15 protein-coding genes are annotated in these 14,944 nt (G+C 70.9%); 2 read left to right on the plus strand and 13 right to left on the minus strand.

What is annotated here, in order from left to right:
- Positions 1 to 100 precede the first annotated feature (100 nt).
- The 10 genes from KQY30_RS01280 to KQY30_RS01330 all read right to left on the minus strand — a co-directional run bounded on the left by KQY30_RS01280 (position 101) and on the right by KQY30_RS01330 (position 10,359).
- The gene (locus KQY30_RS01280) at positions 101 to 814 is read right to left on the minus strand and encodes an indole-3-glycerol-phosphate synthase (protein ID WP_217305155.1); all 714 of its coding nucleotides are present in this window, start codon (positions 812 to 814) and stop codon (positions 101 to 103) included.
- Positions 811 to 1,557 carry an N-(5'-phosphoribosyl)anthranilate isomerase gene (locus tag KQY30_RS01285; protein ID WP_217305156.1) on the minus strand — a complete coding sequence of 249 codons (747 nt, stop codon included), beginning with the start codon at positions 1,555 to 1,557 and terminating at the stop codon, positions 811 to 813. Before KQY30_RS01285 ends, KQY30_RS01280 begins: the two co-directional genes overlap by 4 nt.
- Complete coding sequence (locus KQY30_RS01290) at positions 1,554 to 2,699, minus strand: acyl-CoA dehydrogenase family protein (protein ID WP_217305157.1); 1,146 nt, start codon at positions 2,697 to 2,699, stop codon at positions 1,554 to 1,556. Before KQY30_RS01290 ends, KQY30_RS01285 begins: the two co-directional genes overlap by 4 nt.
- Positions 2,700 to 2,767: 68 nt before the next feature.
- Positions 2,768 to 3,142 carry an ectoine synthase gene (locus KQY30_RS01295; RefSeq protein WP_046502405.1) on the minus strand — a complete coding sequence of 125 codons (375 nt, stop codon included), beginning with the start codon at positions 3,140 to 3,142 and terminating at the stop codon, positions 2,768 to 2,770.
- Between the two features lie 2 nt (positions 3,143 to 3,144).
- Positions 3,145 to 3,969 (minus strand): tryptophan synthase subunit alpha, encoded by an 825-nt coding sequence (gene trpA / locus KQY30_RS01300; protein WP_217305158.1) that lies wholly within the window; start codon positions 3,967 to 3,969, stop codon positions 3,145 to 3,147.
- Positions 3,962 to 5,014 (minus strand): hypothetical protein, encoded by a 1,053-nt coding sequence (locus KQY30_RS01305; protein ID WP_217305159.1) that lies wholly within the window; start codon positions 5,012 to 5,014, stop codon positions 3,962 to 3,964. The genes trpA and KQY30_RS01305 overlap by 8 nt, the downstream gene beginning before the upstream one ends.
- A 2-nt stretch (positions 5,015 to 5,016) precedes the next feature.
- Positions 5,017 to 6,783, minus strand: a complete 1,767-nt coding sequence (locus tag KQY30_RS01315; protein ID WP_367997375.1) for an AMP-binding protein — start codon at positions 6,781 to 6,783, stop codon at positions 5,017 to 5,019.
- Positions 6,773 to 7,744, minus strand: coding sequence for a MaoC/PaaZ C-terminal domain-containing protein (locus KQY30_RS01320; protein ID WP_217305160.1), 972 nt, complete (start codon positions 7,742 to 7,744; stop codon positions 6,773 to 6,775). Before KQY30_RS01320 ends, KQY30_RS01315 begins: the two co-directional genes overlap by 11 nt.
- A complete protein-coding gene (locus tag KQY30_RS01325; protein WP_217305161.1) occupies positions 7,741 to 8,991 on the minus strand; it encodes a beta-ketoacyl synthase in 1,251 nt (416 codons plus the stop codon). Before KQY30_RS01325 ends, KQY30_RS01320 begins: the two co-directional genes overlap by 4 nt.
- A gap of 150 nt (positions 8,992 to 9,141) precedes the next feature.
- A complete protein-coding gene (locus KQY30_RS01330; protein WP_217305162.1) occupies positions 9,142 to 10,359 on the minus strand; it encodes an aminotransferase class I/II-fold pyridoxal phosphate-dependent enzyme in 1,218 nt (405 codons plus the stop codon).
- 387 nt (positions 10,360 to 10,746) lie between these two features.
- On the opposite strand from KQY30_RS01330, the gene KQY30_RS01335 reads away from it, so the two are divergent.
- The gene (locus KQY30_RS01335) at positions 10,747 to 11,676 is read left to right on the plus strand and encodes a bacterial transcriptional activator domain-containing protein (protein ID WP_217305163.1); all 930 of its coding nucleotides are present in this window, start codon (positions 10,747 to 10,749) and stop codon (positions 11,674 to 11,676) included.
- 179 nt (positions 11,677 to 11,855) lie between these two features.
- Here the strand turns inward: KQY30_RS01335 and KQY30_RS01340 are convergent, their stop codons facing one another.
- The 3 genes from KQY30_RS01340 to KQY30_RS01350 are packed head-to-tail and all read right to left on the minus strand — an operon-like array spanning position 11,856 to position 13,866.
- A complete protein-coding gene (locus tag KQY30_RS01340) occupies positions 11,856 to 12,611 on the minus strand; it encodes an SDR family NAD(P)-dependent oxidoreductase (protein ID WP_217305164.1) in 756 nt (251 codons plus the stop codon).
- Positions 12,608 to 13,594 (minus strand): 3-oxoacyl-ACP synthase III family protein, encoded by a 987-nt coding sequence (locus tag KQY30_RS01345; RefSeq protein WP_052744505.1) that lies wholly within the window; start codon positions 13,592 to 13,594, stop codon positions 12,608 to 12,610. The genes KQY30_RS01340 and KQY30_RS01345 overlap by 4 nt, the downstream gene beginning before the upstream one ends.
- An 11-nt stretch (positions 13,595 to 13,605) precedes the next feature.
- The gene (locus tag KQY30_RS01350) at positions 13,606 to 13,866 is read right to left on the minus strand and encodes a hypothetical protein (protein ID WP_046502425.1); all 261 of its coding nucleotides are present in this window, start codon (positions 13,864 to 13,866) and stop codon (positions 13,606 to 13,608) included.
- A gap of 191 nt (positions 13,867 to 14,057) precedes the next feature.
- Between KQY30_RS01350 and KQY30_RS01355 the strand changes: the two genes are divergently transcribed.
- The gene (locus KQY30_RS01355; RefSeq protein WP_217305165.1) at positions 14,058 to 14,942 is read left to right on the plus strand and encodes a class I SAM-dependent methyltransferase; all 885 of its coding nucleotides are present in this window, start codon (positions 14,058 to 14,060) and stop codon (positions 14,940 to 14,942) included.
- Positions 14,943 to 14,944: the final 2 nt, after the last annotated feature.

The following is a 14,944-nucleotide window of genomic DNA, read 5'->3' on the forward strand; positions in this document are numbered from 1 at the left end:
GGCGGTTCTCCCGGGGAGCGGGTGCAGGAGCGGTACGGGGACGGGGGCGCGGGCGGCGGGACGTGCGAGGACGGACCGGAAGGTGTACGGCCGGGGGCGGTCAGGACCTGCGGGCCGGGACGGAGCGGGTCCTGGCGCCGTCCAGCTCCTCCAGCCAGGCACCGGCGTTCGCGGTGCGCAGCAGCGAGGTGCCGACCAGCAGTCCGCCGAAGCCCGCGTCGAGCAGCCGCGCCGCGTCGGCCGGGCTGTCGATGGCGCTGGCGCTGACCGGGCACGGCGTACCGGCCGCCTGGAGCGCGGGCAGCAGGGCGAGGCTGCGGTCGAGATTGCCCCGGTCGGTCTCCTTGGCCTTGATGTCCTTGTTGTTGACGGCGATCACGCATGCCTCGGTGTGCGGCAGACCGTCCAGCTCGGCCTCCTCGGTCACCTCGATGAACGGGGTGAGTCCGGCCGCGAGGGCGGCGGTGATCAGGGTGCGCATACTGGACCTGGGCAGCAGCGCGGCCGTGAGCAGTACGGCCGAGGCTCCCAGTTCCACCGCGGTCTTGAGCTGGTCCCTGCGGGTGATGAAGTCCTTCTGGAGCAGCGGCAGATCGGTGAGCGCGGCGACATCGCGCAGCAGCGCGGGGGTGCCGCCGAACCACCGTCCCGTCACCACCGAGATGCACGGGGCGCCCGCCGCCTCGTACGACTCGACGATCGCGGCCGGGGTGCGCCCGCCGAGCAGGTCGTAGCCATGGGCGTCGCGCCGTTTGACCTCCATGACCAGGGGGCGTTCGGCGGCCAGCAGGGCTTCCAGGAAGCGGGCGGTCATAAGGACTCCTCAAGGGACGGGGCGGTCCGCCAGGCGCGGGCCAGGGCGGTGACGGCGGGCGCCGAGAAGCGTCCGCCGCCGTCACGGGCGGCGGTGTCGACATCGATGCCGCGGAACCCCGGGTGGGCGGCGACGCCGTCGTAGTCGGCACGGCTCTCCGGGGAGATGCCGCCCGCGAGCAGGAACGGCCGGCTGAGCCTGGGCAGCAGCGCCAGTACGTCCGGCTCCGCCAGCCGCTGTCCCGTACTGCCGATCCGGCCGTCCTCGGTGGCGGCGTCGAGCAGGAACAGATCGGTGCCCGCCCGTTCGTACGCCCCGATCAGCGGGCGTTCGAGGCAGCTTCCGCCGCGCAGGTGCAGGACCTTGACCAGGACCGCGTCGGGCAGGGCGGCGCGCAGTGCCGCGACGACGGGGGGCGGCTGGTACGCGTGCAGTTGCAGCCAGCGCAGGCCGGTGCGGCGGGCCAGGCCGGCGAGGGCTTCGGGGTCGCTGAGGAAGGTGACGAGGACCGGTTCGAGCCGGCCGGTGGCACGGGCCGCCGCGACGAGTTCGGTGAGGCGTTCCTCGGACAGCTCGGCATGGCCGCCCGGTACGCCGTGCCATACGCCCACGCAGTCCGCTCCGGCGGCCGCGAGCGTGGCGATGTCGTCGTGCGAGGTGGCTCCGCAGACCTTCAGAACCCGGCGGGTCTCGGGTGCGGCCGAGTGTCCCGCCGGGAGCCTGGAGCCGGGTTCCGGGCTCATTTGCCCAGGCCCAGCATCGAGGCGATGCGGTTGTACTGGATTTCCGTGGTGCCGGAGTAGATCGTGCCGGCCACGGCGTTGCGCACGTCCTTCTCCAGACCGTACTCGGTCATGTAGCCGTGACCGCCGAAGATCTGCACGGCGATCAGGCTGGTCTCCACGTTGGCCTCGCTCGTCACCAGCTTGGCGATGGCCAGGTCCACGGTGACGTTCTCGCCGGCCGCGAGCCGTTCACCCGTGTCGTACAGCCACTTCCTTGCCGTCTCCAGCCTGATCTTCGTGTCGACGATCTTGTTGGCGACGGACTGGTACGAGCCGATCGGCTTGCCGAAGGAGCGGCGGGTCTTCGCGTAGTCGAGGCAGCGGTCGAGCCGGTGCTGCATCTCCCCGACGTTGACGATGAAGGAGAACAGGATCTCCCGCTTCATCACGTAGTCGAGCACGATGAACCCTCCGCCGACCCGGCCGAGCACCTGGGTCCTGGGGATACGGCACTCGTCGAAGAACAGCTCGCTGAGCGGCGAGGTCCGCAGTCCCATCTTCTTGGTGGGTTTGCCGATCGTGAGCCCCGGGGTGTCCCGGTCCACGAGGAACGCGGTGACCCCGAGCGGACCGCCGTCCGGATGCGTACGCGCGTAGACGACGAACACATCGGCGACGGGGCCGTTGCTGACGAAGATCTTCGAGCCGTCCAGGACGAACTGGTCGCCGTCCCGCACCGCCCGGGTGGTCATCGCCATGGCGTCCGAGCCGCCCTCGGCCTCGGTGATGGCATGAGCGCCGATCATCTCGCCCGAGCAGATCCGGGTGAGATACCGCTCCTTCTGGCCGTCCGTACCGAACTTCTCCACCGGTACGCCGGTACTGGCCATGGTGGTGGTGACCGAGAAGCTCAGCCCGGAGTCACGGCAGTGCTCGCCCAGCCCTTCGAGCAGATACATGGTGGTGAGCAGGGACTGGCCGAGGCCGCCCCAGCGCTCGTCGAAGGGCAGTTGGAGGATGCCGGTCTCCCGGATCAGTTTCCACTTGTCCCAGGAGAACGTGGCCTGTTCGTCCTGTTCTATGTGGCCGGCGCTGAGCGCCTCACCCCACCGGGCCAGACCTTCTCGCAGTTCGGCCTGGTCGGCGTTCCAGCGGATCACGGCGAGCCTTTCCGTTACGGATGATCAGAGGCGGGCGGTCGAGCGGACTGCGGACGGATCAGGGGCGGTCAGTAGGCGGAGGAGACGTGCTCGTCGAGCTGGTGCACCTCGTCGCCGCGGAGCGCCGGGGAGAACACGCAGATCAGACGCAGGTCCTCGTGCGGGCTGGCGACGAGGTAGTGGGCGTCGTGCTCGTCGAGCGAGTAGAGGACACCGGGCGTGATCGGGTGCGAGGTGCCGTCCAGTTCGATGACCTCGCCCGAGCCCTCGATGCAGTAGCAGGATTCGATGTGATTGCGGTACTCCAGACGGGACTTGGTGCCCGCGCGCACGATAGTGTCGGTGATGCTGTAGTCGAGGCCGTCGGCGGCCACGATGAAGCGACGGCTCAGGCCATTGCCCCACTCGACCGTCTTCACGTTCTCCAGTTCGCGGATGAACATGATCAACTCCCAGTTCTCTCGGGTGTGATGGAACGGTTGGGCGATACGGACCTGACAAAGGTGCGGAAGCCGTCGATGACGTCGCCCCCGCGGTCGAGCGACTGCTCGATCCGGGCGACACCTGCGGAGCCGATGATTACGGCATCGGCTCCGCAGGCTCCGACGGTCTCCACGTCCTGCCTGGTCCTGACCCCGAAGCCGATGGCTATCGGGGACGTCGTGTGCGCCCGGAGCGCGGTGACCGTACCCGCCAGGGCGGCGTGGCCGGCGGCCGGAGCGGTGCCGCTGCGTCCGTAGTGGGCGACGAGATAGAGATACGCGGTGGCCTCGGCGGCGGCCTGGGCCATGGTCCCGGGGTCGCTCTGCTGGTAGCAGGTGGTGACGACGGGCACTCCCGCGGCGCGGGCGGCCGTGTAGTGGGCGGTGCGCAGCCGGGGCGGCAGCGCGTGGACGAGCAGCCCGTCGGCGCCCGAGTCCGCGATGGTGCGGAGGGTCTTCTCGGGCTCGCGGTGCTTGAGGGAGTGGCTCCAGTCGGCGAGCAGCGCGATCCGCAGCCGCCGCAGCCGGGGCCGTACCTCGGCGATGAACGCGAGCACCTCGTCGAGCCCGACACCGAGGGCGAGCGCGCGGGCGGCCGAGCGGCGGATCACGGGACCGTCGGTGACCGAGTCCGGGAAGGGGACGGCCAGTTCGAGACAGTCGACGCCCTCCTCGTCCAGCATCAGGACCAGATCGGCCAGGACATCGAGGGGCGGGTCCCCGGCGTTGAGGAACAGGGCGAGCCCGGGTCCTTCGCCGGGGGCGGTCCTGGGGAAGAAGTCAGCCATGGGTCGCCGTCCCGGTCCCGGTCCTGGTGGTGCGGGGCGCCGCCGCCCGTATCCGCTCCGCGAGATCGCGGGCGGCTCCGCTCCGTACCGCTTCCTCCGTGACGGCGAGGGCCTTGGTCCAGTCGGGGGTGTGGCCGCTCGCGACGGAGAGGGCCGCGGCGTTGAGGCAGACCGTACGGGTGGCCACGTCGCCGGCGGTGCCGTCGAGCACGGACAGGAAGTGTGCGGGCGCCGAGGCGGGGTCGGTGACGGGCTGGAGATCCTCGAAACCGCCGTCGCCCCGGACCAGTTGGCCCGCGGGGAAGCGCAGTTCGCGGCCGTCGTTGGTGTGGATGGTGTTGTCGGCGAAGCCGAGCAGCTCATCGGCGCCACGGTCGTTGGTGGTCAGCCACAGGGTGCGGCCGGTCACGGTGGTGGCGAGGGCGCGCAGTTCGGCCAGCGGCGCGATCGCCGAGACCCCGGTGATCTGCGCCGTGACGGGCAGGTCCGCGAGGAACGGCCCGAGGGCGTTCAGGAAACGGCCGAAGGGCTTCATGCTGGTCGGCGCGATGGTCCTGGCCAGCCGGGTGAGCTGGACGGGGTAGACGAACGGTCCGGCGAAGGCGATGCCGTACCGGTCGAGCGTCTCGGCGGTCTGGTCGTACGAGGAGGTCAGCCGGACACCGAGCCGTTCCAGCAGGTCGACGGAGCCGAGCGAGCTGGTGTACGCGCGCGAGCCGGTCTTGACGACCCGCACCCCGGCCGCGGCGGCGACGAACGCCGACGCGGTGGAGATGTTGAACGTCCTGGGTCCGCCGCCGGTGCCCACCACATTGACCGTGCCCGCCCAGCGGCCCGCCTCTTCGGCGGGCCGCCGTTCGGCGAGCGAGTCCAGCAGCGCGCGCAGCGTCTCGTGGCCGGGCAGCCCGGTGGTCAGGGAGGCCAGCAGGGCGAGGGCCTGCGCTCTGTCGAGTTCGCCGTCGCCGAGCTGGTCCCAGAACGACCGCCAGGTCTCGCGCCCGACCGGGGCGCGCCGCTCCAGCAGGCCGATGAGTGCCTCATGCACCGTTAACTACCTGCCACCTCTGGACGGCGCGCACCGGCGATGAACGCGTCGATCGCCGCGACACTGCGGAAATTGTTGGGGTCGAGGTCGGCGTCGCCGATCGCCACCTCGAAGCGGTCCTCGACCCAGGCGATCAGCTTCAGCACACCGAGGCTGTCGATGACCCCGTCCGAGAGCAGATCGTGGTCGTCAGCCAGCTCCTGGGCGGTGACGTCCGGCAGGAACTCCTCGATGACGAACTGCTTGATGGTGCCGACGTGGCTCATGACGTCCTTCCTTTTGCTGTTGACAACTCGTGGAGACGGTCGAGCGACTTGCGGTCGACCTTTCCGGTGGCGGTCTTCGGCAGCGGCTCCGCGACGATGTGGAGCTTGGCCGGGACGGCCGCCCTGGGCAGGCTCCGCGCGCAGTGCTGACGGAGTGTCAGGGTGGTCAGCCCGCTGCCGGGGGGCGCTCTGGACGGCGGCGACGAGCCGGCGGCCCTCGATCGGGTCGGGTACGGCGGCCACGCCCGCTTCGAGTACGGCGGGGTGGTCGAGGAGGACCCGCTCGACCTCGGCGGTGTTCACGGCGACTCCGCGGACCTTGACCTGGTGGTCGCTGCGCCCGGTGAGATGGAGCCGGCCCGCGGCGTCGCGGCGTACCAGATCGCCGGTACGGAACCAGCGCCGGTCGTCGAGTCCCAGCGGATGGCCGGTGAACTTGTCGGCGTGGCGGGTCCGGTCGAGATAGCCGGCCGCCTGGAAGGGCGTGGACACGTACAGCTCGCCGGAGCCCGGGCCCTGGACTGCCTCGCCGTGCTCGTCGAGGATCAGTGCCTCGACTCCGGGCAGCGGGACGCCGATCGGTACGGGCGGGGCGTCGGCGGCGCTGGTGTCGACCTCGTGGATGAAGCTGTCGTTGGTCTCGGTGCAGCCGTAGATGTTGTGGATCCGGGCCTTGGGGAACAGCTCGGGGAGCGCGGCGAAGGTGCGGTCGGGGATGACATCGCCGCTGAACATCACATGCTCGACGCCGGGCAGGGTCGCGCCGCGCCGCTGGGCCGCGTCGAGGAGCAGCCCGTAGAACATCGGTACGGCCTGGACGACCTGGACGTCATGGCGTTCGAGGAGGTCGAGCAGATGGCCGCCGCGGGCGGCGAGGCCGGGGTCGACCAGGACGACCCGGCCGCCGTGCGCCAGCGTCGTCCAGACATCGAGCAGGCAGAGGTCGAAGTTGAGCGGGGCGTAGTTGAGCACGGTGCTGCCGGGGCCGATGGAGAAGGCGGGTCCGGCCCAGGCGACGAACCGGTTCACGGCTTCGCGGCCCAGCGGGACGATCTTGGGCAGGCTGGTGGAGCCGGAGGTGGTGAGCATGAACGACACCTCGGCGGCCTCGCGGGGCGCCAGCGGCTGCGGGGTGACCTCGGGGTTCGGCACCACGCCCGGGTCGGTGGCCTCGGGGGTGATCACCCGGCGGCAGCCCGCCTGCGCGAAGAGATCCGCGAGCAGGGCGGGCGCGAGCGCGGGCGAGGGCAGCAGGAAGGGGCGGCGGGCCAGCAGGCAGGCCAGGACGAGGGCGATGGCGGTGGGTGACTTGGTGGCCAGGACACCGACGGGCTCGCCGGGGGCCAGTTCCAGCCGGGCCAGCCGGTCGCGTTCGCGGCCGGCCTCCTCGTACAGCTCGCGGTAGCTGATCTCCTCGCCGTTCCACAACAGGGCTGTGGCATCGGGCCGTTCACGGACCTGGGAGAGGAATCCCCCCACCAGGCCGAGTCCGTCAGTCGTCATCACCGGCTCCGTCTCTGTCCGCGTTCCGGGTCTGGGTGCCTGCTTCCGTGCTTGCTGTGCCTTCCGTGCTGGTCTCTGTGGTCTCAGGGGCTGCCGCGTCGGCGGGTTCGAGTTCGACCCAGCCGCTCTTGACGGCCGGTCCGGCCGGGGTACGGCAGGTGAAGCGGACCACCCGGCCCGCCGCGTCGGGCTGGAGTTCGACGCGGAGCGGTTCGCCGGGCGCGACGGGCGCGGAGAAGCGGCCGCCGATCCCCCGGACCCGGGAGGCGTCGCCGTCGGCGTACCGGTCGGTGATCTCCTCGACGGCCAGGGCCACCACGCTCATGCCGTGCGCGATGACCGAGTCGAAGCCGGCGGCGCGGGCCGCGTCCTCGTCGAGGTGGATCGGGTTCTCGTCACCCGAGGCATGGGCGTACCGGCGGATCCACTCGGCGGTCGGCTCATGGACGGTGGTGGCGGGCTCGCCGGAGCCGGAGGGCGCGGGGGCCGCGGCGCCGCCGGCGATGTCGCCGAAGGGTTCGAGGACGGTGGCGCCCACCAGCAGGGCGCTGGTGACCAGTTCGGCGAAGGGCCCGGCGTCCTCGCGCGCGTCCCCGTCGGCCGCGCCGTCGCCGGTGAGCAGGGAGCGCAGGGCGACGCGGGTGCCGCGTGCCTCGCGCCGGGCGCCGAGCACTTCGAGGCGTACGGTCACCGTCTCACCGGGGCGTACCAGCCGGTGGCAGCGGATGTCCTGGGAGAGGTGGACCACCGACACGGGTCCCGGCTCGTCCGCGGTCAGCGCCTCCACGGTCCGCTCGGCCACCGTGTGGGCGAGGACGAACGCGTGGACGGGCGAGGCGAGTTCGTCCTTGGCGACGGGCAGCTCGGCACGGACCGCTGACCGGTAGGCGGCGATCTCCTCGGCGGTGACCGTACGGACCGCGGCCGGCGGGTTGAACGCGGAGTTCGTGGAGGTCGTCATACCGGCGCCACCACCAGGCTGGAGTTGTGGCCGCCGAAACCGAAGGAGTTGGACAGCGCGGGACCGGATGCCACGGCGCGCGGGGCGCCGTGGACCACATCGATTTCCATGCCTGGCTCCAGCCGTTCGTGGTTGGCGGTGGGTGGGACCTCGCGCTCGCGCATGGCCTGCACGGTGGCGATGAGCTCGACGGCGCCCGCGGCCCCGATGAGATGGCCGATGACGCTCTTGTTGGCGGTGACCGGGGGCCCGTCGGGGCCGAACACCTTGGCCAGCGCGGTCGCTTCGGCACGGTCGTTGTGCTGGGTGGAGGTGCCGTGCGCGTTGATGTGGACGATGTCGGAGGGGGTCAGCCCCGCGTCGGCGATCGCCCCGTTCATGGCGCCGATGGCGCCGCCGCCGTCCGGCAGCGGCATCGAGAGGTGGTACGCGTCGGCCGTGGAGGCGTAGCCCTCGACCGTCGCGTACGTCCGCGCGCCGCGCGCCCGCGCGTCGTCGAGGCGTTCCAGGACGACGAAGCCGGCGCCCTCCCCCATGACGAAGCCGTCGCGGTCGGCGTCGAACGGCCGGGAGGCGTGCTCCGGGTCGTCGTTGCGCAGCGATACGGCGTTGAGGTTGCCGAACCCGGCGAGGGTGACGGGCGTCAGGGTCGACTCGCAGCCGCCGGCCAGGACCACATCGGCCCGGTAGGTCTGGAGCAGCATCAGCCCGTGGCCGATGGCGTCGGCGCCGCTGGAGCAGGTGGTGGCGATGGTCAGGGCGGGGCCCTGCCAGCCGAGCCGCATCGCGATCTGGGCCGCAGCCGCGTTGGGCATCGTCATCAGCGGCATCAGCGGATTGACCCGGTGCGGTCCCGACTCGGTGAAGTTGCGGGACTCGGCGTCGCTGGTGGCCCGGCCGCCGACGGCGTTGCCGACGACGATCGCGGTACGGTCCGGGTCGGCGTCGGGCGCGCCCGCGTCACGGTGGGCGGCGAGAGCGGCCGTCGTACCGTACAGCGCGAACGGGTCCATCCTGCGGGCGTCCTTGGCGGGCACCAGCCCGGCCTCGTCGAGCCCGCGGACCCGGCAGCCGATCCGTACCCGGTGGCGCTCCAGGTCGAGATGGGTGAGGGTGGCGGCCGTGGACCGGCCGGCGCGCAGCGCGGACCACAGGTCGCCGGGGGTGCACCCGGCCGGTGTGACGACGCCCATGCCGGTGATCGCGACAGGCGCCTTGAGCTGTGCGTGCCTCGCTGAGGTTGACATCTCTGATCCCGAATCCCGTACGGACGGCGGAGGGCGGACAGCGGCCGGCCGGCGCCGGCGCGCGAGGGTGAGCGTGAGTGCGGGCAGGCCGGGCCGGCGGCCGGCGCTAGGGCCGGCCGGACCCGGCTCGGGCGTGCGGCTCCCGGCGGATCAGGCCGGGATCAGACCGCACTGGTGGGCGGCCTTGAGGAAGGCCTCCGCGGCGAAGTCGATGTCCGCCTTGGTGTGCCGGGCGGTGATGGCGATCCGCAGCCGCGCCAGGTCGTTGGGGACGGCCGGGGTGACCACCGGCAGTCCGATGACACCGGCCGCGCGGCAGGCGGTGGCGTAGTCGTACGCCGCGTCGTCGGAGCCCGCGATGACCGGGACGACCGCGGTCTCGCTGTCGCCGGTGCGCATTCCGCCGTCGTTGAGCATCTTGCGGAACCGGGCGGACTCGGTCTGGATGTGGCTGACGCGCTCGGGCTCGCGCTCCAGGATGCGCAGCGACTCCAGCGCGGCGGCGGCCTGGGCCGGGCCGAGGGCGGCGGAGAAGAGGAACGGGCGCGCCGCGTACTTGAGATGGCCGATCAGCTCGCTCGGCCCCGCGACCCAGCCGCCCATGGAGGGGATGGCCTTGGAGAGGGTGCCCAGCTTGACATCGACCTTCGCGGTGTAGTCGAAGTGCTCCTCGATGCCCTTGCCGGTGGCGCCGATGACACCGAGGGCATGGGCCTCGTCGACCATCAGGAGCGCGTTGTGCGCGTCGCAGACGGCGCGCAGCTCGGGCAGCGGGGCGATGTCGCCGTCCATCGAGTAGACGCTGTCGACGATGACGAGGCGGACGCCCTCGGGGCTCGCGGCGGCCAGCCGGCGGTCGAGGTGCTCGACGTCGTTGTGCCGGAAGCGGGTGACGGTGGCGCCGCTGAGGCGGCAGCCGTCGACGATGCTGGCGTGGTCGTACTTGTCGATGAAGACGGTGTCGCCGCCGCCGACCAGACCGCCGACCGTACCGACGTTCGCCGCGTAGCCGGAGCCGAAGACCATGGCCTCCTGGCGGCCGGCGAACCGGGCGACCTCCGCCTCCAGTTCCTCGTGCAGCGGGATGGAGCCGGCCAGCGCCCGCACCCCGTGGTTGCCGGTGCCGTACAGGTCGAGCGCGGCCTTGGCCGCGGCGACCACGCGCTCGTCGCCCGCCAGCCCGAGGTAGCTGTAGCCGGACATCATCAGGAGCCGCTCGCCGTCGAGGTCGGCGTACGCCGAGTCGCGCTCGACCGTGTACGTCACGAAGCTGTTGCGGCGGGCCGGCTCCCACTCGAGGGACTGCACACGACGGCGCGTCGCGTCCAGTTTCGGCGCGAGACGTTCCCATCCTCCGGACGTGTTCACGTGCGTCTCCTCATCCACGTTTCGGACAATTACCGGAGTCCGCTCAACCTTGGACTCAAAGTGCGACGCAATTCAACGACAGCCGCGCAAGCCGCGCGCAACACGACCGTGAAATGGGGAAATCGGACGGCGCAACAAGAACGCGACACGCCCCAGGAAGCGGAATCCATCTCTCCGACCAATTCCCGGGGAATGTTCCCCAGCCATGGTTGACACGGAGAGAAGGCCGATTGGTATCGTCCAAATCTTGTGCAGGGGGCACGCACCGCTTGTCCCGATATCCTTCACAAGGACCATCGTGACGGGCCCCCTGGCGAGATTCCGACGCCGGTGGCAACCGCCGCCGGTGGAAACGGCAGACAAGCCGACCGCACCGGGGAGTACAGCTTGCTCATCAGACTTGCTGGTCTCGTCACGATCGAACCCGAAGGGGTTCCTCCGCAGCACCTGTCCAGCGCTCAGGCACAAGTCGCGTTCGCCCGGCTCATTCTGGAACGGTCCGGGGGCACCAGCCGCGACCAACTGGCGGACACCGTCTGGCCCGACGGCCTGCCAGACACCTGGGCCTCGGCCCTGCGCAGTGTCGTCAGCCGGGTCCGTACATTCGTCACGTTTCCCCGGCAGCAGCCCGGTGTCACCCCGCTCGTCGCCCAGGGCGGCCGCTATCTGCTGCGGCTTCCCGACGACGCGGCGGTGGACATCGAGTGCGCCGAGGCGGCGCTCGGCGAGGCGGCCGACGCGTACGCGGCCGGCTCCTACGCCGTCGCACAGCAGCTCGCGTCCGGCGCCGTGTCAAATCTACGCGGGTCATTCCTGCCGGCCCATGAGGGCGAGTGGGTCAACAGCGTCCGGGAGCGGCTCGATGAGCTGCGTCTTTCCGCGCTGGAGACCGCGAGCCTGGCGTCGTCCGCGCTGGGCGACGAGCATCACGCGCTGCGGTACGCCGAAGAGGCCGTACGCCGTGCGCCGTTCCGGGAGAGCGCGTACCGCTGCCGGATGGCCGCGCACCGTACGGCGGGCAACCGGGCCGAGGCGCTGCGTACGTATCAGCAGCTCAGGGAGGTCCTGGCGGAGGAGCTGGGGATAGACCCGGCGCCGGAGAGCCAGGCCGCGTATCTGGAACTGCTGCGCTCGCCCGATCCGCAGCGGGCGCCGGAGCCGAGGGCGGTCACCCGGCTCGATCCGCTGCTGATGGGCATGTTCGAGGCGCCGAGCCCGAGGCCGGCGGCGCCGCGGCCGTGCACGCTGACGGCGGACGGCTGTCTCACCCATCCGGTGCGTCCGGCGCGATCCGCGCCGACGCGGCGTGTGGCGTAACCGACAGCGGGGGAACATACGCGGGCGGCCCGGCAGTTGCCGGGCCGCCTCTTTTTCGCCGGCCGGCCGGTCGGGGCTCGATGTCCGTCCGAGGGGCCGGGGCATGCCGGACGGCCGGGGCGCGAGGAGCACACCGGCCGTACGGATATGTGACGGGTCTCGTACCGGCGGAGCCGGTGTCAGGTGATCGAGACCCCGCTGTCGATACTGATGACCTGGCCGGTCATACAGTCCTGGTCCAGGAAGAGCGAGGCGCTGCGGGCCACTTCCTCGACCGTGACGAAGCGAGGGATGGGGGCCTTGTCCTCCATGCCCTCGATGACCCGGCCCGGCAGGTCCTTCGTCATGCCCGTGATCATGAAGCCCGGCGAGAGGGCGTTCACGGTCACCCCGCGGCGGCCGCACTCGGCGGCCAGGGTGCGGGTGAGGCCGATGAGACCGGCCTTGGACGCGGAGTACGCCGTCTGGCCCGCTGTCGCGATCAGGCCGGAGGGCGACACCACGTTGATGATCCGGCCCCACCGCCGGCGGAGCATGTACGGCACGGCCACCCGGGCGGTGTGGAACGAACCGACCAGGTTGGTCTGGATCACCTGCGCCCAGTCGGCCGGTGACTGCATCGCCATGAGCGAGTCCTTGCGGATCGCGCCGTTGTTGACGAGGACGTCGACCGGGCCGAGTTCATCGCTGATCCGGGCGTACATGGCGTTGACGGCGTCCCAGTCGCCGACATCGCCGGTGACCAGGACCGAGTCGTTGCCGAGCTTCTCCTGGACGGCGCGGGCCTGGGTCTCGGAGCTGTTGTAGTGCACCGCGACCCGGCAGCCGAGCGCGTCCAGCTCCAGGGCCAGGGCCTGGCCGAGTCCACCGGAGGCCCCGGTGACCAGGGCTACCGGCTGTTCGGGACGGCTGCCCTGCGGCTTGTTGCCGCTCATTTCCTCACCCCGCCCCACTCCATCAGGATCGAGCCCCAGGTCATGCCCGCCCCGAAGCCCGCGAGCAGCACCTTGTCACCGTTCTTGATCCGGCCCTCGTCGAGCGCCTCGGTGAGAGCGATCGGCACGGACGCGGACGCGGTGTTGCCGTACCGCTCCAGATTGGTGATCAGCGCTTCCTGCCGCAGACCGGTGTGGCTGAGGATCGAGTTGATGATCCGGATATTGGCCTGGTGCGGGATGACATGGTCGATGTCGGCCGCGTCGACCTTGGCGCTCTCCAGGGTCTCCCGGACCGTACGGACCGTGTAGCGCACGGCGTTGAGGTAGATCTCATTGCCGTTGATCTTCGCGTAGTGCAGGCCCTGACGGACCGTCTCCTCGGTGGTCGGCATCCTGCTGCCGCCCGCCAGCACCTTGAGACTGCCGGTGCAGGAGCCGTCCGCGCCGAGGTTCCACGCCTTGACCCGGTTCTCGGGCCCGGGCTGGAGGACCACCGCGCCGGCACCGTCGCCGACGAGGATGGACAGGTCCCGGTCGGCGGGGTTGGCCGTCAGGGTGTGGGTGTCGGAGCCGATCAGCAGGATCGGCCGGGGGTCGATGGCGATCAGCGCCATCGCCGACACCAGCGCGTAGATGAAGCCCGCGCACTCGGAGTTGACGTCGTGCGCGCCGCCCGCGATCCCCAGATCGTGGTGGACGAACGCGGACGTCGCCGGCGAGGGCTGCTCGGGCGTGGCGGTGGCGACGATGAGATGAGCGATGTCGCCACCGGTCAGCCCGGCCTTCTCCAGGGCGCGCCGGCCGGCCTCGACAGCCAGTGAGGCGGTCGTCTGGCCCGGTCCCACGGCCCGGCGCTCCCGGATGCCGCACCGGCTGACGATCCAGTTCTCGTCGACGCCGAAACGCTCCGCCAACTCCACGCTGGTGACCTTGCGCTCGGGTACGGCCATGCCCCACCCGGTGATGTCGAAGCCGTTCACAGGCGCGCTCGCTACGCCTGCGCCGGCTGCGGGACGAGCGCGAGGATCCGCTCGTACACGTGGCGCAGCGTGGTGGTGTCGTCGAGGTCGGCGAAGAGCGACTCGTCGGCGGGGATGTCCGGGTACTGGTTCTGGAACCCGTACAGCCACTCCATCAGGTCCAGCGAGTCCACGTCGGCGATGTGCTGGAGCGGTGCATCGGGGCTGACCTCCTGGGCGCCCGACACGGCCTCGAGCTGGCTCGCCAGTTCTTCGATGGTGGGCAGCGTCATGAGCTTCGGTCCTCTCTCGCGGTGCATCCGGTTTCGAGAGGCATGGAAGCGCGGGCCGCGCAATCCGGGCGCAACACCGCCGACTCATGGACGTCTTGCACATCTGTTGCGAGCGACGCGGTTTGCTCGTGGCCGATTCAACGGTCGGAACGAGCGGCGCAGCGACGAGAACGACAGGAAAGAGGTCGAGGATGACAACGGTCGCCCCCAGATCCGTGGACCCCGAGGTCGACGCGGTCAGGCACCACTACGAGGTGAGCAACGATTTCTACCGGCTCCTGCTGGGTCCGACCATGATGTACTCCGGCGGCTACTGGGAGCAGGGTGAGGACCTCGTCGGAACACTGGACGAGGCTCAGGAGCGCAAGCTCGACACCTTCGCCGAGCTGGCCGGGGCCGCGGGCACCCGCCGTGTGCTGGACATCGGCTGCGGCTGGGGCACCATGCTCAACCGCCTCACCACCGTGCACGGTGTGGAGCAGGCTGTCGGTCTCACGCTGAGCCGCACCCAGGAGGCGTTCATCGCCGGCCTGGACAACCCGCGCATCACCACGCGGGTGGAGAGCTGGGCGGACCACGAGACGGACGACAAGTACGACGCGGCGTTCTGCATCAACGCGCTGGAGCACTTCGTCTCCTCCAACCTGCCGCCGCGCGAGCGCACCAAGCGCTACCGCTTCTTCTTCAACCAGGTGGCCAAGGCCCTCAACCCGGGTGCGAAGTTCGTCCTGCACACGATGACGGCCGAGGCGCAGCCGATGAACCGCGAGCTGCTCGCGGACCTGAAGTTCCTGCAGCGCTCGGAGTTCGAGGGGATGCACATCCCGCACCTCCACGAGCTGACCGCCGCCGCCGAGGGCGTCTTCCACGTCGTGGAGATCGTCAACGAGCGGGAGTCCTTCGCCATGGCGTGCCGCGCCTGGCTGGAGCGGCTCGCCGCGGACCGTGAGACGGCCGTCGCCCTGGAGGGCGAGGAGGTCGTGGCCCGCTTCGAGCGCTACCTCGACATCTTCGCGTACACCCTCGAAGACAAGTTCTTCAACAACTTCCGCGTCACCATCGAGCGCAGGGGCTGAGG

It is taken from the genome of Streptomyces sp. GMY02 (assembly GCF_019056675.1).
Taxonomy (GTDB): Bacteria; Actinomycetota; Actinomycetes; order Streptomycetales; family Streptomycetaceae; genus Streptomyces; species Streptomyces odonnellii.

Bases quoted from the DNA above. Each gene is read 5' to 3' on its own strand.
- KQY30_RS01280 (WP_217305155.1), bottom strand. From the start codon at position 814: ATGACCGCCCGCTTCCTGGAAGCCCTGCTGGCCGCCGAACGCCCCCTG.
- KQY30_RS01285 (WP_217305156.1), bottom strand. From the start codon at position 1,557: ATGAGCCCGGAACCCGGCTCCAGGCTCCCGGCGGGACACTCGGCCGCA.
- KQY30_RS01295 (WP_046502405.1), bottom strand. From the start codon at position 3,142: ATGTTCATCCGCGAACTGGAGAACGTGAAGACGGTCGAGTGGGGCAAT.
- trpA (WP_217305158.1), bottom strand. From the start codon at position 3,969: ATGGCTGACTTCTTCCCCAGGACCGCCCCCGGCGAAGGACCCGGGCTC.
- KQY30_RS01315 (WP_367997375.1), bottom strand. From the start codon at position 6,783: ATGACGACTGACGGACTCGGCCTGGTGGGGGGATTCCTCTCCCAGGTC.
- KQY30_RS01320 (WP_217305160.1), bottom strand. From the start codon at position 7,744: ATGACGACCTCCACGAACTCCGCGTTCAACCCGCCGGCCGCGGTCCGT.
- KQY30_RS01325 (WP_217305161.1), bottom strand. From the start codon at position 8,991: ATGTCAACCTCAGCGAGGCACGCACAGCTCAAGGCGCCTGTCGCGATC.
- KQY30_RS01340 (WP_217305164.1), bottom strand. From the start codon at position 12,611: ATGAGCGGCAACAAGCCGCAGGGCAGCCGTCCCGAACAGCCGGTAGCC.
- KQY30_RS01350 (WP_046502425.1), bottom strand. From the start codon at position 13,866: ATGACGCTGCCCACCATCGAAGAACTGGCGAGCCAGCTCGAGGCCGTG.
- KQY30_RS01355 (WP_217305165.1), top strand. From the start codon at position 14,058: ATGACAACGGTCGCCCCCAGATCCGTGGACCCCGAGGTCGACGCGGTC.